The organism is Paenibacillus mesophilus, from assembly GCF_005938385.1.
GTDB lineage: Bacteria > Bacillota > Bacilli > Paenibacillales > NBRC-103111 > Paenibacillus_AB > Paenibacillus_AB mesophilus.
On sequence record NZ_VCRA01000001.1, the window covers coordinates 247,146 to 268,438 of the forward strand.

Consider the following 21,293-nt stretch of genomic DNA (forward strand, 5'->3'; position numbering starts at 1 on the left):
GTTTGACGGGTTTGACAGACAACGGACATGCTCCTCTCGCACTGCTGCGCTTCGATATGGGAAGGCCGCCGGGCGCTGCGCCGGTAGCCCCTTCGATCACTTCGCCTTCTCCGATTTGATGGCGGCAATATGTTTGACGGGTTTGACAGACAACGGACATGCTCCTCTCGCACTGCTGCGCTTCGATATGGGAAGGCCGCCGGGCGCTGCGCCGGTAGCCCCTTCGATCACTTCGCCTTCTCCGATTTGATGGCGGCATTCGTTCTTTCTTCCGCTTCCCTCAGAGCCGTATTGATATCTTTCTTTTGCAGGACGTTCGCTTCAAGAGCCGCTTGCAGCTGGTTGCGCGCCAGATTGTTGAATTTCGTAAACGCCGATGCCTTCGCATATTTGGCCGGCAGCATCGCTTTTACGTTTTTCCCTTTATACATCGCGGTGTCCTGGCCGAACGCCGTCCGCAGAACGGGACTCGTAAGCGCGGTCGGAAACTGTCCCTGCTTCACCATCGGCAGCTGGTACTCCTCCGAAGCCAAGAAGGCGATCACCTCGAACGTCTGATCCTTATGCTTGTTCGTGGTCGTCATGTAGAACGAGATCGGGTACGGCTGCGGTCCGACGCCCGGAAGCTCCTTGAATTCGGGGAACGCGGCCATGTCCCAGTTCATTCCCTCCAGCTCCTGTCCCGTCAGCAGCGTGCTTACGGGCATCCACATCGCAAGCGTCTTCTCTTTCGTGAACATGACCCGCTGCTGCGCCGCTCCCAGCTTCTGCTGATTCGGCTCCACGCCGTCCAGTTCGTAGAAACGGCTGATGTTGGCCGTCATTTTGTTCCATTTCGCGTCTGCGAACGAAGTCGTCTCCGTAGCAGGATCGACCAAATTTAACGAGAACTGGTTGCGCACCATCAGATGCTGGAACGATACCATGAAGCCGTAATATTGAACGGAGCCGTCTTTGCGGGTCACCTTCTTGGACAGCTCGTACAAATCGTCCCACGTCATGTTGTCCTTCGGATAAGGAACGCCGAACTTGTCGAATATGTCTTTGTTGTAATAGATCGGGGACGGCGACATCAAGGTCGGAAGCGCGTACATGCCGCCCTTCGATATTTCCTTCATCATGTCGACGGATACCGGATCGATTTTGGTCAAATCGTACTTGTACTTCTGGATGAGCGGCATAATGTCGGTTTGCATGCTGTACTTGTTGACAACGTCGTTGAACAGCCCGCTCGAAGCAAAAATGATATCGGGCGGCTGGCCGGCAGTTATTAAATCCTGCACTTGGGTCAGCTTCGTGAACGGCGAGAATTTCGGTGTCACGTGCGGAAATTTCTTCTTGATCGGCTCGCCGATCTCTCTCATGAACCGCTCCTCCGTATAATCGGACACCCCATCGTAGAAGACGAGCTCGACCGGCTCTTTTTTCACGACCGCCTCCTTCTCTTCGGGCTTAGCCGCCTTGTCCGGCTCTTTTTGTCCGCTGCCGTTCGAGCAGGCCGCAACCATAATCAGCGATCCGGACAGCAGCAATATTGCGCTTTTTTTCAACATAGTCATCCAACCTTTCTTGTTTACCCCCGATTTGTATGGCGCTTTCGGCTTGAACAAATGATACTATTTTGCCGACGAAAACTGCTGCTTCTTGCATAGAAGGGAAACGGTTTCAATCGGCGAATGCCGTATTGATATATTTAGAATATACGGTACAATGGGTGTTAACAATAGAATGAAATTTTGAAAAGGGTGCATTATTTTGCTATATCCACACGCCGAGCTGGAGCGCCAGTCGTTCTACACCCGCTATTTGACGCCGATGGCCGACAGCCTTCGCCTCATTGCTATCGGATGGGAGTACGTCAACAGCTCCTCCTACCGGTGGGACGGCTTGAAGCGGCAGGCGGAAGACGGCGCCGTCTTCCAATTCACGCTGTCCGGCCAAGGGGTTATCCGTTACCGGAACCGGGAATACGTCGTCCCGAAGCATTGCGGCTTCCTCTGTACGGTGCCGGGGGACCACGTCTATTATTTCGATGAAAACGACGGGCATTGGGAGTTTATGTTCATCGCGGTTCAAGGCGAAGATGCGATCCGTCATTGGAACTCGCTCATTCAATGGTTCGGCCCCGTCATTTCGTTCCAGGACCAGCCCGAGCCGCTGCGCTGCATCAGCAAGCTGTATGCGGACATCTACAACAATAAGCAGTTCGACAAATACGCCATCTCCGCCGAGCTGTACCGGTTCGTCATGGAACTGCAGCGGATCGCCGAAGGCAGCACCGTCGTCCATCTCCACGATACGCCCGAGCCGATCCGCCGCTCGATCCAATTGATGCAGTCCCAATACGCCCTCCCGCTTACGCTCGAGGAGCTGGCCGCCTGCGCCGGCATATCCAGGTACCACTTCTGCCGCACGTTCCATGCGAAAACCGGTCTGCAGCCGATGCAATATTTGCGCAAAATCCGCATCGAGAAAGCGTCCGCGCTGCTCAGCCAGTCGAGCAAAACAGTCGAGACCGTCGCCCGCGAAACCGGCTTCGACAACAGCAACTATTTCATCCGCGTATTCAAGCTGCTCGTCGGCATGACGCCGAACGAATACCGCCAAAGCTGCAGCACGGAGTCGACGCATTCGCTGCGCATCGAGAAATGAACGTTGTTACAGCTCGATGCGGATCACCGTTTCCCGGCGGGACGGTTCAGTTCCCGCCGGACAGAACACCCGGTACAAGCCCGTCTCTTCGTCCGCCGTCTCCACATCGGTCGGCTTGCCGTCGACGAAAGCCCCGAGCGGCTTCCTCTCCGAGACGAACGAGAACGTACCGCCGTCCTTCAGCCTCACCTGCACGGCATCGCCTTCCCATGCAGTTTCCAATACGGCATCGGCAGCGACCAGCTTGTCGGTCAGTCCGATTGCGGTAAACGGACCTGCGGCTGCCGGGATGATCAAGTACAGTGCGGCTTCGAGCCGCTCTAGACGGACCGGTACCGTTTCTCCCCGCCGCAAGCGGTTCGCCGTTCCGCGGAACGAGTCGTATACGATAAACTCCGTCCCGGCCAGTCCGGGAATATCTCCCGGGCCTACTTCCCCTTCAACTGTCCGATCGCCGTCATACACGTGAAAGGCGGCTACTACGCCCGCCCCGCCCGCCGTATTCCATACTTTGAATGCACCGGGCGTAAGCAGCGGATTGACCGTCAGCCATTCCTTCGTAGGCTGGCCGACCCGTTCGCAGCGGATGATTTTGCCGTCCCCGTATACGAGCGGCCGGATAATGTCAGCATTCGTTCGACCCGGTACGTCGCTGAAATAGACCGGCCCCCCGCTGACGGCGCGGAGTGTCATATGCGGAACGGCATCGTGATGTCCGGTCCAGAACATGTCCCAATCGCCCCAATAGAACGGTCCGTGGTATACCGAATTATAGGCGTTTTGCAGCGCGTGTTCCCCGAACCCGTCGGCGATTTTCGGCAAAAAATCGTTGCTGCTCCTGGATACCGACGTGATCGGGCGGTGCCAAACGTTCTCCGACGCCATGCCCATGCAGTTGATCATGCAGCCCCCGAAATGAAGCGAGACCGACGCCTCCAAGCCGGTGTGAACGGAATTGGCGGTTTTGGCGATCGACTGTTCGCCGCCTATATACGCATACAGCGAGCTTTGGTTGTCTACTTTGACGAAATCGACGCCCTGCCGCCGCAAACGGGAGTGCCATAGCTGCCAGAATCCGAAATTACGCGCCAGCTCCGGACTCGGAATCCATCTTCCGCTGCGCGTGAGATGCACGTAGTCCCTCGCCTCGGCGAACGCCTCCCCGGACGGATCGATTCCTCCCCAATAACCGGCTATATTGTGCCATGCGCCTACCCAGCGTATTCCGTGGTCCTCCTTCAAGCGGCGTACGGTTCGGCCAAGCCCTCCGGGAAACTTCTCCTTGTTCGCGCCGAATGAGGCCAGCATGCGATCCTTGACTTCCGACCAGCCGTCGTCGATCATGAACCAGCGAACAGGCAGCCCCAGTCTGCCGAGCTCCGCAGCCTTCTCCTCCAGCCCTTTCTCGTCCACATCGGCATAGAAAGCATCCCAACTGCACCAGCCCAAATACTCCAAAATTTCGGGGTACTTCTTGCCTTCCTTCGGAGCCCCGCCGGCATCCCGCCAGGCAAACCCTACGGCAGCGGCATCGGCCGCAAGACGGTACGGATCTGTCCCTGCGCCGAGAACGAAGGAAACGGTACGGATCGATTCATGGCCGCTCTCGCAGGCGGATATTTGCACGGCCAGCCCGTCCTCGCATCCGGTCAGATCGGTCCGGTACAGCTCGTCGCACACGGGGAGCATATAGCCGTATCCTTCATCCGTCTTCCACAGCAGCGATTGGGTCCGAGGCGGGAGGAGACGCAGATCGGTATCGAAATGCGGACGCGTCCACCATTCCTTATGCCGGGAGGCGGCCAGCAATCCTTGCAGCCCGGCCAACTGCCGGAACACGATGCGGATGCCGCCTTCGGCCGCGAACGTGCGCTGGGCATGGTAGGCCGTATCGTTGCGGATGGCGGCCTCCACGCGCACCGTCATGAACGGCCCTTGCGCCGACAAATGCAGCTCCGCCCGGATTCTCCCTTGCAAATCCTCGAACAGGAGCCTGTACTCCTCCGTTTGAGCATCGGTAATTGCTCCCGGTTCTGCCGGGTTCGCGGATTTCAAAGGCAATTCAATTTCCCCTTCGCCCGCGACGAACGCCCGGACGCCGAGTCCGTGCAGAACGACGGCGGGCTCGCCGGCGAATGCGATCGATGATGTTTCTCGTTCGAATACGAACATGGCTTGTATAATCTCCCTTATGCAATAATCGAAGCGCGGCGTTCCAGACGAATGCTGCCCATCGTTGACAAATTAACCATATTCGTTGCGGCGGAGGCCGACAATAGCACGAAATTTCGATCGGATGGAACGATTTTGCTCATGGCGTCCGACTTATGCCCAAATAGTCACAAGAGTACCGACTGTAGCAATAAGCGTCCCCTGTCGGCCGGATACGAGAGCGGCTATAATGCAGGTAACATTCACGCGGAGCACCCTGGAACAACGATGAAAGGAGGGTTGAGCGGAAATATTCGAAAACTCGATCGATTTAGGAGGGTATAGGTATGGTCCGTTCATGGATGAAAGTGATACTCGTATCGGCGCTGGCGCTGGCCTTGACTCCCGCTGCCTCATTCGCGTATACGCCGGGGCAGGAAATCCCAATCAATTTTCCGAAACGTTATTTGCCGTACGATACTCCTTACGTCAACTTTACGCCTACAGGCGGGCAGGTCCTCGTCTCCAACGCGCCGGAAACGATTAACGAGAACGGCGCGAAGCGTCCGGACGGCAGCGAAATTACCGGACAATACAACGCCACCCTGTACAGGGACACGGTAACGGGACCGTTCCGCTTCTGGGCATCGCACTACAACAAAACGACGCATAAGCTGAAGTTTTGGCTGCACGTGGCAAACGTGTCCGGCAAGCCGATCCGATTCTACAAAACAATAGAAGCTTACGACGATGCCAGCGTAACGGCCGCAGCGAGCAATGTGACGAAGCGGTTTATGAACGCTTCGCCGAGTCCGACACTGCTCGCGACGATTCCGGCAGGCGGATCTTACTATTTCGCTATATCGGATGCGGATCATGTGAGCATCGGGGAATCGATGGTTTATTTTGCCGAATTTAACGCCGTTGCGGAGGACGACGGTGCGAATGCGAACGTGTTGGTGTCGCACGTGGTCACTACGGACTCGGTTATCGACCCTACTCCTTATGCCACGACAGCTACGATCGCCCGTACGAATGCGACCGCCGACCGGTCCGACGACTACCGCGGATTATTGGCGCACTGGGGAAGAGTCGGGGCGGTCAACCTGACGCTGACGGACGCCAACCCGTTTACAGGACTGAGGATCTCCGATCTGGGCTATGCCGGTGAGCAAGAGAAGCTGATGACGCGGTGGGACGTGCTCGGTAACGCGGTGGAACAGCGCGAAGTACGCTTTATTACCCCGACGGTGAACAAGCTGCGGCTTGCTTACTGGTATACGGACTATAACATCGATGTAAGCATTACGAACGAGACCCGTTATCCGGTCGTCCATACGTTGTACGGAAGCAACGGATCGAATCCCGGGTTCGTCAATTATCAAGTAAACGGGGCGCCGGTGCTCAACTATCACTTCAGTACGAACACAGTTGTGCCTGTCGCAACGACCGGAGCGTATCGGTTAAGAACGATGGTCATGCCGTCGGCTTCGCTTCCGTTAGGATTATTTTTCGCTGCGGGAAGCCCCGATGCGGTTCCGAACGAGATTGCCGTCGTTCAAGCCGAGACGACAGCCCTTCAATCGCATGTGGATCAAGCCCGGACCGTAGTCAACGCCATGGCGGATAGTGCGGAGAAAACGGCGCTGCTGCAAAGGCTTGCGGCCATTCAGGCGGTCATTGCGGCGGCCGGGAAAATGTCGGCGGCGGAGCAATCAGCCGGAGCATTCGAACAGACGTTGCGGCAGGCGGAGTTGTCGATCGCCAACCCGAAGGAACGCGAGCAAGCGCTCGCCGGTCTGCGGTCCGAGTTGCAGAAGGTCCGCGATATACGCGAGAACGTTCAAAGCGTGATCGCCGCATTGCCGGCATCCAATCAACCGGCTGTACAAGACCATATCAATGGATTGAATCAACGCTCCGCACGTATGCAAGGCATTTTGCAATCGATCGGGGCCATCCTGACCGAAGCGGAAGACCCGATGAGGCAGGGAAACGGCACATTGCTGCGTTTGCAAGCCGAACGGGTAGCCGCGGTCGATTTGAAGAAAGCGGCAGCGGATGTCGTCGGAACGAGCCCGGCGATCCGCTGGATCTCCTTCGACTCCGGGATCGCTTCGATCGATTCGCAAGGGGTGTTGACGGGGAACCGAAACGGCGTCGTGAAAATTGCCGCCTACGACGATCTCGGAGTTCATTTTATAACCGTCGTCGTTCATAATTGAAACAGCGAAGCCGCTTCCGGAAGGAAGCGGCTTTGCCATTGCTGCTCGTATTCGGACACAAAATCTCTCGCAGGAAAACGAATGGAAAAACGCCGCCCTTTTGCAAAGGACGGCGCATCTGTACTATTCGGTAATATAGTGATAACGGTTCAATAATCGAAGCAGCAGGACGGCAGCTTGAGCACGGGACGCTTGCTCTTGCGGCTGAATCGTATGCTCCGTCATTCCTTGAATGAACCCTTCGTTTACGGCCCATGACAGGCCGGCACGTGCCCAATCCGATATGCGATCCGAATCTTCGAATTTGGCCAGTACCGCATCGTCCGATTCGCGACTGGCAGCAGCTCCACCGAGCTGTTTCGCTGCCCGGCCGATGAGCAGGGCGATTTCCTCTCGGGTTACGTGGTCGTTCGGGCGGAACAGTCCGTCTGCTCCCTCTACGATACCCGCCTTAGAAGCGGCTTCCACATAGCCATAGTACCACACTTCCGATTGTACATCGCGGAACGACGCTGCACCCGCTGTATCCAGCTTGAGCGAACCTGCGCCGACCAAAGCCTCGACAAGCAGCTTCGTCATTTCCGCGCGCGTAATGGCGCGATCCGGTTCGAATCGATATGCTGCCGTTCCGCTTACGATATGCCTGCTGACAAGCACTTCCGTATCCGGCCGGCTCCAATGTCCTTGCAAATCGGCAAATTCGTGATCGTACATCATAACGGCATATTGTCCGGATTGTTTGATGCGTGCACGCACCCGGTGGTCCTTCTGCTGAACGACACCTCCGACGTATTTCCAGCCCGCAGGCACACTCGTATCCCGCTTATAAATGCCGAGACGTCCGACATTCAAGCCTTTCGTCAATTCCGCATCATAGTCGATAAACAGCTCGAGCGGCTTGTTAATCGTCAACGTACCGAAAACCAACGTAAAGATCGGGGATTTGAGCCTATATTCGGATGCCGGCGCCTGCGCAGTACCGTCGTTCTTCGTAACGGTCATTTTGCCTGCTGCAGACAAGTCGCCTTCCTCCACTACAAGCTCCAGCATTCTATCGTAGGCGGTAAACGTTCCGCCTTTCTCACTAATACTCCACTCGATCCGGTCTTTACCGCCGCCTCCATTGCCGCCTTCGTCGGCGCCTCCGTTGCCGCCTCCGTTGCCGCCTCCGTTGCCGCCTCCGTTGCCGCCTCCGTTGCTGCCTCCGTTGCTGCCTCCGTTGCTGCCTCCGTTGCTGCCTCCGTTGCTGCCTCCGTTGCCGCCTCCGTTGCCGCCTCCGTCGCCGCCCTGCCCGGCTGTTTTCGTCTGAGCCGAAATCGTCACGGGCACAGATTCGTTGCCGCTATGATCCGTTGACGACAGCATAATGTCGTAAACCGTATTAGGCGCCAATTCCGTAATCGTATACTTCCCTACACCGGGATCAAGCTGTACGGTTTTGGCTGCTGCGTCGCCGCTTGCAGGCTTCCAGCTCAGCTTCACCTTTGCCAAATCCGGAGCGGACGGATCGGTCCAAACCACCCCGATACGATCTTTCTCCGTGTTAGTCGCTCTAAGGTCTAGCGCAGGAAGCGGCGGAGAAATATCGACCGCCTCCCGGGTCGCGATTGCGCGAGTCCATTCGACCCCCGCGGATTCGTTCCCAACTTTGTCAATAGTGGTGATACGGAACCTGTAATCACTATTTGCGTTCAACCCGCCGATCCATGTCCATTGGGTTCCTTTCGCCGCATCGGCATGATTCGTGTAAGCCGGTTCGGAAGCCCTCTTCCAATACGTGCGAACCGTGAGGAAATCGGGGTCACCCGGATCGGTCCAAACGATCGTCGCCGAATTGTCGGTAAAGCTGTCGACGATTCGGGTTACCTCGGACGGCGCTGCCTTGTCGTCCGCCGTCACCGTAATGGTACGGCGAGTCTCGGCTTGCAGCGGTACTCCCGCGTAGCTTACAATCGCACGGCTAGCCGTCACTTCATATGTCCCGCCAACGTTCAGCGCCGTATCCGGTGTGAACCTGATGCCTTTCGCCAATTGGCGGTCCCCTGCGGATACGATATCGATTCCATATACGCTGCCGGTAACGGATCCGGCGCCCCCGCTCGGGACGACTGCGACCATATCGGCAGTCAGAAGGTCCGCCGATACGGGCTTCGAGAAATAAAGATCGACCGCTGCACCCTTCGGCTGGGCTACTACAAAAGTAACCTCAGGCGGCGCATAAGATACGAGCGGAATATTCACGTCAAAATGCGGCGGCGGTACTTCCAGCTCATCGCTGTATGCCGTCTCGTATCCTTCCTTCTCATACATGACCTGCCATCTTCCCTGCGGCACATCCCAACCGTAACGGCCATCGCCATTCGTATACTGGGGATTTTTTTGCCCATACCATTCGGCATCCCAGACGCTCCAATGCTTCGATACCGGATCCTGCTCCAGAGCAGTAGCCTTCACGTCCTGTACGCGATTCGCGGGAATTCCCTCATACACATATCCGCTCGGGTCCCAAATGATTTTCGGATCCGCCTGCGGCTTTTTCTCCGGATACGGCTTCAGCTTACACTTAAACTGGTCCAGCGCTTTTTCCAGTTTGCCGAGTTCGTCCTCCACCATGGAATCGAGCACGTTCTCCGCGAGCAGCCCGCTCAGCCAGAACGCAAAAGCCGTGCCCAGGCCGAGCGTCTCGGGACCGAGTGCGACGCCGACAAGCTGAAGCGCCCACTTGATGCTCTCGTTAATCATGATCGTTAAGCCGATATCTTCCGCCCAATCTACATAATATTGCGCCGCTCTCGGATCGCACAAGTTTTGCGCGCGGATCAGCAGCTCTTCCGCCTTTTTGAACAGCCCCGACGCTCCGGCAATGTCCTTTGCGCTTTTGAGCTTGTCGATGAGCGACATAATGTCGGGCACATTTTCCAGTAAGGCGTCAAGGGTCAAATTCAACGCGATTTTGATCATTTCCGATTTCGTGGATAGCGTCACGAGCCTGCTAAAATCTTCGCCGTTTCCGCTGCCGCCGAGCGACTGCTCCATCATTCGCAATCCGGCCGCAAAGCCGCCGCCTTCGCGAAGCGCTTCTGCCGGGATGTTGATGCTGAAGCTGATATTTAACGAATTGCCTTTCTTCGAATAGCCGACCGACGATCCATACACCGGAAGTCCTCTATTGACTGCATATTGCTGTTCCTCCGGCGTCGGCTCGTAATCCAGAACCCTTTCCGCCGTTACTTGCGCCCTCGCGTTCATATCTTCGGAGGCGCGCGCTTGAACCTCGGCGGTTCGGGCCGAAGTCGCCGTACCGTTCAGCACCGCATCGAACGCGGCGTCCGAAACGGTAACCGAATCGATCACATAATTTTGCAAGCTGGACGGCAGGCGGCTGCGGAACTGCTCCTCCGTCGGCTTCTTCTCGGCGGTTGCCGGGTTCCACTTCGGCTTGGCGCGATACGAGACCCATACCGGGCCCAGATCATTCGTAGTCGCGATCGTCGCCTTGAATACGCCGTCCACAAGCACGGCATTTGCGATGTTATTCCCCATCTGCACGGCAACGTCGCTAATCCGCTCCGGCTGACTGAACGTCATCTCGAACAAAAACGGAACGTTCGGCACGACCACGTACGGAAACTTGGCTTGCCCTTCGGACGGGCGGAACGTTATTTTGCGTCCGTTCGCCTGCATCATGGACATTTCCTCGAGAAGCGCGGCATCCGGATCGACCTTCACGATAGCCTCGCCACTCGTTACTTGCCGCCCGTTCAGGCTCGTTTCCGCCCGCAATCGATGCACGGACGTTTCGGATTCCTCCAATTGAACGGACATCACCCAAAGACCGGTGGACGATGCGATCGCTTGACCAAGCGGCGTATTTCCGTCGAACACCGTTACCGGCTTGCCGGCCGGAGCTCTTCCGCTCGCCTTGAATTGCAGAGACGTAACGGTGGGCGGCGCTTCGATCGAAACGGCAACCATCTCCACCTGGGCGGCTCCGAGCAATTCTTCTCGCTCAGCGCCTCCGCTCATATACCGAATCATCGCGGACAATCCCAAATTCGTATCGGAAACCACGTTATCCAGCGACAGCTGGAATTGCACGCTGCCGGATGCATAGTCGACAATCGTGCCAAGCCCGATTTCCGCCACGTTACCTTGCATGGAAACCGTACCCGTTTGACCGTTCACGGCTACGCTACCGGCAATAATGCTAGTTCCTTCCGGCAGCTCGATAAGCAATTTTGCCTGATCGGCCGGTCCTCGAGGCTCGCCCTTATTCGCATACGTTACGCGAGCTTGAACAAGGCTTCCCGGCGTCGCGGCTGCGGACATGATTTGAATGCCCGATCCGTCCCGACCGCGGAATTTGCCCGCGCTCTGGAGCTGGATGGCGCCGAGCGATTTTTCTTCGCCCGCCCCAATTTGAAAGGGTACGGTTTGGGCAACCGCAGGACGGTACGGATTGTCGCTTACGTACAATTTGTAGTTGCCGGGGTTCGTTACATCGATACGGAACTTATCGACTGGCAGCCACATCGTCCGTACATAGCTCGAAAGTCCGTTCTCCCCGATTCGGTATAGTTCTGCGCGGTAGGTCGTTTGTTTCGGCAGTTGTTCCGGTGCCGCGATCGAGCCGGTAACGGCTGCGCCGGAGCTTTCCAGGTACACGTTGATCGTTCCTTTTTTGCTTTCATCGATCGTCGCTTCGCCGCAGCCTTTCGGCAGTCCGGCTTCGATACCGTCCACACATACTTTAACGACATCGCCTTCTTGAGCCCTCATCCGTGCCGGATTGCCATACTCCATAATCGAGTGGGACGTTACGAGACGGAAATGAATCGCGACGACACGATCGATGTCGATCGGCCCTTGCCAATTACCGCCGGGTAGTCTCGTGTACAGATTGATCGCTACTTTGGCGTCCATGTCCAGCAGTTTCGCATCCTGCTCCAACGTTTTGCCTTCGGCGATGTCCAGACGGACAGGCTTCGACCGGATGTTTGCATTTTTCTTGCCGACCGCTTCGAGTGTTACGGAGCCCGCTGGAACGCTGACCGAGTATTTGCCGGCCCCATCCACGGCAACAACACTGCGGAACGACTCGCTGTAAATATGGACGATTGCATCCAATGTCGGCTTGCCTTCCGGATCGAGCACGCTCCCTTGCAGCGTTCCGCTCGGCTTTACTTTCGGAGAAACGGATGCTTCATTGATTTCTTTCTCCAGCAAAACCGATTCGGTAACAGGCATGTATGCCGGCTGATCGATCATATCGGTCGTGTACGTTACCGTTTCGCCTACGAACATGGCTTTGGATGTCGTAATGATTCCATCCGGCCCCGTCGTTCCGCGGTCGAATTCTCCGCGTTTTCCGCGCAGCGTATATTTAACGCTCTGGAGCGGCTGGCCGCTGCGGTCCAGCAGTTTGATGGACAATCGGGCGAACGGCTCAAGAACCGTTTCGGCTTGAAGCCCGTTCTTGATCGCAATACCGGTCTTGCTCCATACTACGCTCGTTGTGCTTCCGATTACCCCAAGTGAATAGTTCGTTCCTGCAGGAAGCGGAATCGTGACATCCTCGCCGGCGTTATTCACATTGCGGGCTGTCGCGTACGATTTTCCGTACACGGTCATATAACCCGAGCCGGTCCCGAAATCGTCATGAATCGGATGAACCTTTAGCTTAAGCAAGCCGGAAACCGGCATGGTCAGCTCGTCGACGGTTCTTTCCGCCGTCCGGCCGGATGCATCCGCTACGCTAAGCGTCACTTTGCGAATGAACGAGATGCCTTCCTTCAGCTGGAAGGAGCCCTTGTAGCCGTTAGGGACATCCGGATTCGGCTCCATCGTTACCGCTTCGGTCCGCCAAACAGGCTCATCCAGCAGCTTCTCGGCGTCTTCGAACCACGATTGGTACTCCACGGTCATTTTGGCGGCGCGATTCGCTTCACTGCTAAATTGAACGTGCAAAGTGCTGCCCGACACGGCAAACTTCGTTCCGCTGGCCTTGATCGTATCCAAAGTCCAGGTTGGGTCCGCGATAGACAGGCTTGCCGTCGTAACCCTAATTTCGTTTGAGAATGGGACTTTGGAGCCGGATGCCGTCAGTTTGAGCACATAGTACAAGTACGTCGTATCGTTCGCAAGTCCGCTATCCGTAAACGATGCCGCAGACGGATTATGGATGATTCCCGCTTCAACCGGTGCGGCAATCCCCGCTTGCCGGAGTACAACGAAGCCCGCAACATCGGTTTCGTCCGCAGGAATCGTCCATTTCAGCTCCGCACGTCCCCCGGACATATAACCGCCGGATAGAGATACTTTCAAAGGCACCGTCGCTTCCGACGTTACCCCTTGGCGCAGCTTGTAGGACCGATCTGCCTCCCGCTGAAGCTCCTTGCCGTTCAATCGGATCGCAACCTCGTAATCTCCAGCAGGAAGACCGCTGAGCGTATACAAGCCGCTGCCAGACAGCGTCAACTGTTCCGAAACGTTTTGCCTCTTGTCCGCCACGGTCAACATGGCGCCTTGATTGCCCGCCTCCGACTGAATTCGCAGCTTAAACGATGCGCCGATTCGAACGTCCGCCGCCTTTTCCATATTGGCGGCTGCGCCGCTCACATTTAAGCTTACGTACGTGTTCCGAATGAGCTTAACGCCTTCCGGAACGATAAATTCGCCGGCATAGATCGGACTCGCAGCACCGGATGGCGTCAACCGGACCGTAGCGCTGCCGGACGTATCGTCCGCTCTTACATAATCGATGCGAGCGGTCGCCTCGCCGCCCGGACTTCCTTCCGCCTCAATGGCCAGTTTCCCTCCGACGGCAGCATGGCCGTGTTTGCCCGAATCGATCGCGGTGCGAATATCCGTCAACCGGACGTCGATTACGGTTTTCGTCGTTGCAACCGCCTTAATGCCGCCGACGCTTTCGTTGCCGGCGCCGTCTACCGCTTTCACGGTAAAGGAATATTCCGTTCCGGGCTTCAGCCCCCATACGGTTCCTGTCGTGCCCGTTCCCGGGAACGATACGTAAGGCTGGTCGCCGTAATAGATCCGGTATCCGGCTACGGAACGATCGTCCTGAGCCGCCGTCCAAGCAAGCGTAATATTATCGGCCCCGGTTTCCTTAACCGTTACAGCGCTCTCTTCCGGGAATAATGGAGGAGTCGTATCCTCCGCGAGAGCTGTTTGGGTTAGCGTCACGAACACGTCGGCCGTATGATTCGTATCACCGGTAACCAAATTGCTCGCTTCGGATTGAAACACGACATACGCTCCGTCTCCGCTGATCGCAGGCATCCTGGAGCTTCCGTTCCCCCATCCGCTCGAATAAGTAAGACTCGCCGGTTTCGTCTCGCCCGTCTGCCGATCGAATACATACACGTCTGTCACGCCGTTCCGGTCCTCGGGATGGATGTCTCCGGCTCTCGTCGCGTATGCTACATAGCGGCCATCCCCGCTTATGGCCGGCGATTCGCTGTAATCGTTAGGGGCCTTGCCGGACAAGGAACGGCTCGCCAGCATAACCTCATTCAGCTCCCGGTCATACACGTAAACGACGGCGTTCTCGCCTGCCGAATAATTTTCGTAAATGAATGCGACGTATCGGCTGTCCGCACTTATGGCAGGATCGCGCGATAGGTTCCCATCACCCGGAAATGCCGAGAGGAGCATAACCGTTTTGCTCGGAATGTGATACAAATACACGTCGAGCATACGATCCGTATCGGTCCGATCCAGATTGCCAGCCTCGGTATCGAAAGCGACATATAGCCCGTTGCCGCTTAACGCAGGCGCGCCGACATCGTCGTTCGGAACCGTTCCGTCCACAAGCTGAAGAAGCGACAGCGATTTTGTTTCCCTTTCGTACAAGTAGACGTTCCTATGGTCCGGTGCGCCCGGAACAAGCTTCGCATAGGAGACGAAGGCAATTCGGGATCCGTCGTCGCTGATCGACGGCCTGTAGCTTTCATCGTCATCGGAGCCGCCCTCGACCGGTCGGCTGATTTTCGTCAACTCGCCCGTTTCCCGGTCAAACAAAAATACGTCGACCTCGAATCCGTTGGCATCATCCGCGACTAAGTCGCTGGCATAAGACGTAAACACGATGTACCGCCCGTTCCCGCTTATTTTGGGCTCAAAGCTGAGATTGTTGCCCGAAGCGCCGCTGGCGTTCCGGCTTAGGAGTTGAACTTGATCGTTTAGACGGTCATACAAGAACACGTCCGTTTTGCCGTTCAAGTCCTGCCCGGCGATATTGCCGGCGTCGGAATCGAATACGATATACCGGCCGTCATCGCTAATATCCGATCGAGTGCTTTCCGCGCCGCTCTGCACCCCGCCGCCGGATACGCTGACTCTCGCTATGCGCTGCCCGGCCGGCAGTCTGACGGCTGCCGTATCGGACACGGAGCTGTTGCCGTCGGCATCGATCCCGATAATACGTACTTCATAGTCGGTTCCGTTAGTCAATCCGCTTACGTTCCATCTCTGCACTCCCGCAGCTATAAACGGCGTTTCCTTGAAATCGGCCGCACCTTTCTTTCTCCACTGCATTTTAACGCCGACTGCATCCAGATCAGTCGGATCGCTCCAACGTACGCTCATGCTCCCAAGCGCCGGCTCAAGCATAATGCCGCCGGGTTTCGATGGAGGCTTAGTTTCCGCCGTTGCCAGCGTTGTAGCCGTTATCGACAAAGCCGATGCGTTCCAGTTGTAAGCGGCGTCGCCCGGCTCGACCTTGAAGCTGTGCGACGAATGGGGCGCCAGCCCGGTCACCAAATAACGGGGCTCGGATACGATGTCGAACAGCGCATCGTCCACATAAACTTTGTATATTGCCGGACTCGCCTCATCGAGTGCGGGCGTCCAGCTTAAAGCCGCGTAGCTGCCGCCGACGAGAGGGGCGGACAGGGCGGCTCCGGACGGCCACACCGGCGGATTCCGGTCCGTTTGCTCCTTAACGGGCAATTCCCGGAAATAAATGTCGGAGGCGCTGTCGTCCGGCTCGGGCGCCATCAGCAAATTCGTCGCCACTGATTCAAAGACCGCGTACTTCCCGTTCTGGCTTATGAAGCCTTTCAGGCTGTCCCCGCTGCCCGGCTGGCCTGCCGAGGATGCGCTCAACAGCTCGGTTTGCCGGCTCAATCGATCGAACATATATACGTTTCTGCCGTAAGCGTCAGGATGCAAATTATCGTAGGAATGAAAAACGACCCATCTGCCGTTCGCGCTGATCGACGGCGATTCATTTTCCCCCATGCTCGGTTCGCCGGACATTTTGACGCTTGCGATTTCCGTCGTTCCGGCAATCCGGTCACGGACGAAAATGTCCAGATTGTAGCTCGTATCGCCGGGAACGAAATTTCTCGCATAGGAAGCGAATGCCACGTAACGGCCATCGGCGCTGATGCCGGCGTTTTCGCTGCTTGAATCCCCTTGTTCCCCGGTTCCCGACACGCTTACCCGATCCGTCAAGCCCGTTTTTACATCGTATACGAATACGTCCTTGTTGCCGTTCGTATCGCCCGGAACCAAATCCGTCTCATCCGAAGTAAAAGCGATATATCGCCCGTTCGGCGTTATGGAGATCCGGGTCGTTTGCGGATATTTGACCGTCCCGTAAACACGGTCCGTAATCCGCGTTACCTTATTGCTCCACCGGTCCTTGACGAACACGTCCCAGTTGTTGTTGACGTCTTCCGCCACGCCGTTGCCTCCGTAAGAAGCGAAGGCGATGTATCGGCCGTTCTCGCTCATCCCGTACGGTCTGTCATTCAAGTACATATAGCCGGCGCTGACGTCTTCGGCTACTTTCTCGATCTTCCCCGTCAAACTGTCGTACATGAATAAATCCTCGACCGCATCGCTTTCCGGCGTATCGAGCAAATTCGTCGCTTGCGAAGAAAAGAGGACGAATCTGCCGTTCATGCTCATAATCGGAGCATAGCTGTTTCCGTTTGACTCCGCGCCGCTCGGCGATACGCTGATTCGCTTCGTAGTCCGGCTAGCCCGGTCGCGGATGAAAATATCTTCCTTGCCGCCTGCGTCTCCATCGACGAGATTTGAAGCAGCCGAAGCAAAAGCAACCCATCTCCCGTCCTCGCTTACGGAGGAATAGCGGCTGCTGTCGGATGCGCTTCCCCCATCTTTGCCGACGCTGATCTTCTCGGTCACGATCGGATCCAGTGTCTTGACCGTCACGGACGGACCATCCGTTGTGCGGTTTCCGGACCTATCGATCGCCTCAACCTTAAAAGCATACGACTTTGCCGGCGTCAAGCCGCTTATTGTAATCGGCGACTGCGCATAACCGTCAAGCTGCCGGCCGTCCTGAAGCAGCACATAACGGATAAGGCCGGTTTCGCCCGTTGCGGCGGGCCATGCCAGCCGGACGAAATCGTGGCCGACAGCCTCGGCATGAAGCGCGCTTCCAGGCGTCCATACCGGAGCGGTTTTGTCGTCCGGATCGGTGGCGACGGACTGCAGTGCCCGGTTCATACTCCACGAGGCGCCCGTTCCCGCGATGATCGCTTGACGCACATCTTCCGCCGTGAGCGTCGGGTTCATCACTTTCAGCAGTGCCGCAGCTGCTGCCACGTACGCGGCAGCGCGGGGCGTACCGTTTTTGGAGCCGTACGCGCCGCCGGACATCGTACTTACAATTTGCTCACCGGGCGCAGAAACGTTCGCTCCCGGATTGGAGCCGGCCAGCGGAGCAGAAGCCTGATTGACAGCGCCGACGGAAAGGACTTCCGAAAATGCCGCCGGGAAATAAGAGTCTGTTTCTCCGTTGAGGATGGGCAAACCGTCATCCCCTGCGCCCGTTACAACGGCAATGCCTCTTTCTTGCGCCGCCGCAAGCACTTCCCACAAATAACCGTGAGCGTAGTTTGAACGGTATCCGTAACCGATGTAAATGACGCCGACGCGTTCACCGGACGGTCCGTTCCAATCGATCGCTTTGCGCGCGGCAGATGCGACGTTGAATTCATCCTCTGCCGTATTGATCGGCAAAATCTTGACAGGCAGCGCGCCGGTGGCGCCCGCGATGCCGATTCCGTTGTTCGCTGCCGCCGCTATGATGCCGGCGGCGTGCGTACCGTTACCCGTATCCGGCGGCCAATCGCTGGATCCTCCGCCTGTTCCTGGGCTCTCGCATGGCACTTCACCGGAACCGGTACAGTCGATGGCAGCGTACAGCTTACCGGCCAAATCGGGATGCCCGGTGTCGATGCCGTAGTCGATAACCGCCACGACGACCGGAGCCGTGGTATATGTTGCCCGGGTGACCGTTTCCCATGCAGCTTCGGCCTCGATCACCTGAAGCGCCCATTGCTGGTTATAAAGCGGATCGTTAGGCAACAGCGAAGGGCCGCCGTAAACCGCCCCGTAAACGGAGCCGCTCACCACTCCGGATCGCATAGCCCCGGGCCCGCCCGACGATGGGGTCACCATCGCGACAGGCATGGAACGCTGCGACGCATCCTGTCCGCCGGAAGCCGCAGCTGGATTTACTCCGGCGCTCCCCGAGCGGATGCTGTCAAACAGCTGATCGAGCAGCCCGCTTCGCCCTTCCATGCCGGTGAAAGCGGCCGTGGCCTGCAGAACAGGAGCGACGGTGCCGAACACAAGAAGTAAGATTAATAGCGGGTGAATCATTTTGCTCATTTTGTTCAACTTGCTGAGCTTGAACGTACTCGGAATCATAAAGGGTCCCTCCCGGTTGAAGTGCGACACGATTGGCGCCCATGATGCTTTCTTAATAATCCGGAATCTTGGCGCCCGCACGAAACTTCATTTCGTGAATACACTTCGTATCGGCTAGTGAAATTACAATACAATTTGTATCACAAATCAGTCACGTATGCACGAACAATTATTTCTTCGTCGGCTCTTTCACATCCGTGATTACGATTTCACCATCATCATCCAAATTTCATTCCCATTACCCGAAGGGAGCAATCAGACCGATTTCAGGGGTACACCAAAGGATCCCTTTTATGGAAAAGCAGAAAGAGGGTACCCGATGGATACCCCCTGATGATGCCCCCGACAGTCAAAATCATTAGTTCAACTTATCTATGTCCCCGATTCTTGAACCTGGAACGCGTACAAGTCCGCATCCTTCATCCAGAAGCGCAAACGGACCGGCTTGCCCTCCAGCGCGCCGAGCGTCGCTCCGGACTTCCATTTCACCTCTTCGTGCAAGGAATCCCCGTACAAGGGTCCATATCGTCAAACGACATCCCTTCCGCGATGCGGCCCGTCTCATCGATCACTTCGACTTGGATCAATCCGACCGCCGATGCGGCGTAATTCAGCATAAGGCGATCACCTGTGAACTGTGATGTTGTTCCGCTTCGAGCCGGCAAACTCGAACAATCCTAGCTCCGGCTTGACGAAGTGAATGCCGTCCGCGCTTTCCGCGTAGCACGTCACCTGCTCTTCCGAATCATCGGTCGAACAATTGCCGCGATAATACAGCCGCACCTTGTCGCTATCCTGAATGACGGTAAAATACGTGGATTGGGGACCCTCCCAAACCTCCGGAAACGTCAGCACCACTTCTTTCCGCTCCGGCCGGTTTATCTGGAGCCGGACTCCCCGCATATCCGAGATTAAGCGATCGTCCGTGAACATTTCGATTCTTGAGCCGATCGATACCGCTGCTTTCATTTTGCTCCCCCACCTAAATGTCTTTACATTCCAGCAAATAACAACTACAATGTTCACGGGAAACACGCTGTCTCGAATCGTGTCACAAATTGCTCATCACATTTTAAGTTATGGGAGAGATCGAGTTGATTATTGATTCTGTCGCTAACCTCGGCCAATATGCCGGAGTGCACCCCCGCTTCAAGCAAGCGATCGAGTTTCTGAACACGCATGACGTGAAACAGCTGGAGCCGGGAAAATATGAAATCGACGGCTCGCACATTTTCGCCCTCGTTCAGCATTACGAGACGAAACTGAAAGAGCAGAGCATCTGGGAAGCGCACCGCAAATATTTCGACATCCAGATCGTGGCCGAAGGCGAGGAGACGCTCGGACATTCGCCGATCGGACTGACCGAGGTTACGACCGCTTACAAGGAAGATTCCGACTACGCGCTATTCTCGGCGAACGGCCATTTCTTCACGCTCCAGGAAGGCTATTTCGCTTTCTTCGCGCCTCAGGACGTACATATGCCTTGCGTTGCCGTGAACGAGAAGCCGAGTCCGGTCAAGAAGGTCGTCATCAAAGTGGAAATCTGATTCGGTCTGATCGACATAAACAAGCCGCCCTCCTCCTCGGAAGAGAGCGGCCTGTGGCGTTGTATCCGGTCGACCGTTTACGGTCAAACCTCTATCGGCTGCGCGGTTAGTATAGGATCGGCATCGGCCAAGCGAACGAACACAGCTCTTTCCTCCGGCCCTTTGTTCGGGGCATGGAAAGTCAGCATCCATTCGCCCTGCAAGCTGCGGAAAATCATCCCGTGCCCCCCGTCTTTCCCGAACAGCATCCGCTCGTCATGCGTCCACGGCCCCTGGACCGAGCCCGAGACGGAACGGGATATGCCTATCGCGTAGCCGTCCCGGCCGAAGCTGGACCACATCATGAGCAGCTGCCGCCCGGAGCGGAATAGGAACGGACCGTCCGTAATGTAGTCGATGCCCGTATTGCGGGCAACGGTCCATGGCGCCTCCGAAGCCCGGAACAACAGCACCGGGTCGCCTGCAGCAGCATCGAGCGAATCCGTCAGCGGAACGGCACACATTTCGCCGTCATGAACCTGCAGCCACTCATGGCAAAACACCATCCACGGTTTGCCGTCGTCGTCGATATAGAGCGTACCGTCGAGACATTCCCAGTCCGGCGGAGTGGCCGGACCGTCGCCGCATGGACGGAACGGGCCAAGAGGGCTGTCCGCGACGAATATTTGCGTCCCCCTGCAAACGCCTTCCGCCTTCAACGTAGCAAGCATATAATATCGGCCGCGGTACCGATGCACCTCGGGCGCCCAATAATCGCGGTCCGCCCAAAAGCCCGCCTCCGGTCGAAAAGCCGGAAACGGACCTTCCCAATGCTCCAAATCCGCGCTCGTATACACGTCGAAGCCGAGCAAATGATTCGTTCCGTACAAATAATAGAGCCCTTCATCGGCGTCTGTCAGCACATAGGGATCGCGTATTCTGAGATTTTGCCTTGTTATCATGATCGGGTTGCCTCCTATCACCAAGCAATTAAAGTCCGGTGATTAAATGAACGGAGGGTCTGAAATGA

Annotated in this window: 10 protein-coding genes; 3 read left to right on the forward strand and 7 right to left on the reverse strand. The window is 56.6% G+C overall.

What is annotated here, in order from left to right; genetic code table 11:
- Positions 1-227: 227 nt before the first annotated feature.
- The gene (locus tag FE783_RS00920; protein WP_158301554.1) at positions 228-1,553 is read right to left on the reverse strand and encodes an ABC transporter substrate-binding protein; all 1,326 of its coding nucleotides are present in this window, start codon (positions 1,551-1,553) and stop codon (positions 228-230) included.
- A 202-nt stretch (positions 1,554-1,755) separates the two neighbouring features.
- Here FE783_RS00920 and FE783_RS00925 point away from each other — a divergent pair, with 202 nt between their 5' ends.
- On the forward strand, positions 1,756-2,652 hold the full coding sequence (locus FE783_RS00925; RefSeq protein ID WP_138877434.1) for an AraC family transcriptional regulator: 897 nt from the start codon (positions 1,756-1,758) through the stop codon (positions 2,650-2,652).
- Between the two features lie 6 nt (positions 2,653-2,658).
- On the opposite strand, the gene FE783_RS00930 is transcribed toward FE783_RS00925, so the two are convergent.
- Positions 2,659-4,824, reverse strand: a complete 2,166-nt coding sequence (locus tag FE783_RS00930; RefSeq protein WP_138877435.1) for a Sip1-related alpha-galactosidase — start codon at positions 4,822-4,824, stop codon at positions 2,659-2,661.
- A gap of 326 nt (positions 4,825-5,150) precedes the next feature.
- Here FE783_RS00930 and FE783_RS00935 point away from each other — a divergent pair, with 326 nt between their 5' ends.
- Positions 5,151-7,028 carry a hypothetical protein gene (locus FE783_RS00935; RefSeq protein WP_138877436.1) on the forward strand — a complete coding sequence of 626 codons (1,878 nt, stop codon included), beginning with the start codon at positions 5,151-5,153 and terminating at the stop codon, positions 7,026-7,028.
- A gap of 123 nt (positions 7,029-7,151) precedes the next feature.
- On the opposite strand, the gene FE783_RS00940 is transcribed toward FE783_RS00935, so the two are convergent.
- The 4 genes from FE783_RS00940 to FE783_RS00945 form a co-directional block, all read right to left on the reverse strand.
- The gene (locus tag FE783_RS00940; protein ID WP_138877437.1) at positions 7,152-18,737 is read right to left on the reverse strand and encodes a fibronectin type III domain-containing protein; all 11,586 of its coding nucleotides are present in this window, start codon (positions 18,735-18,737) and stop codon (positions 7,152-7,154) included.
- Positions 18,738-19,109: 372 nt separating this feature from the next.
- Complete coding sequence (locus tag FE783_RS38635) at positions 19,110-19,238, reverse strand: hypothetical protein (RefSeq protein WP_274381422.1); 129 nt, start codon at positions 19,236-19,238, stop codon at positions 19,110-19,112.
- On the reverse strand, positions 19,223-19,354 hold the full coding sequence (locus FE783_RS38640) for a hypothetical protein (protein ID WP_274381423.1): 132 nt from the start codon (positions 19,352-19,354) through the stop codon (positions 19,223-19,225). Before FE783_RS38640 ends, FE783_RS38635 begins: the two co-directional genes overlap by 16 nt.
- Before the next feature lie 7 nt (positions 19,355-19,361).
- Positions 19,362-19,706: a hypothetical protein gene (locus FE783_RS00945; protein WP_138877438.1), complete on the reverse strand. Its 345-nt coding sequence runs from the start codon at positions 19,704-19,706 to the stop codon at positions 19,362-19,364.
- Between the two features lie 125 nt (positions 19,707-19,831).
- On the opposite strand from FE783_RS00945, the gene FE783_RS00950 reads away from it, so the two are divergent.
- Positions 19,832-20,284 carry a NanQ anomerase/TabA/YiaL family protein gene (locus tag FE783_RS00950; protein ID WP_158301555.1) on the forward strand — a complete coding sequence of 151 codons (453 nt, stop codon included), beginning with the start codon at positions 19,832-19,834 and terminating at the stop codon, positions 20,282-20,284.
- 83 nt (positions 20,285-20,367) lie between these two features.
- Here FE783_RS00950 and FE783_RS00955 read toward each other — a convergent pair whose 3' ends face one another.
- Positions 20,368-21,225, reverse strand: a complete 858-nt coding sequence (locus FE783_RS00955; protein WP_138877440.1) for a glycoside hydrolase family 43 protein — start codon at positions 21,223-21,225, stop codon at positions 20,368-20,370.
- Positions 21,226-21,293 lie beyond the last annotated feature (68 nt).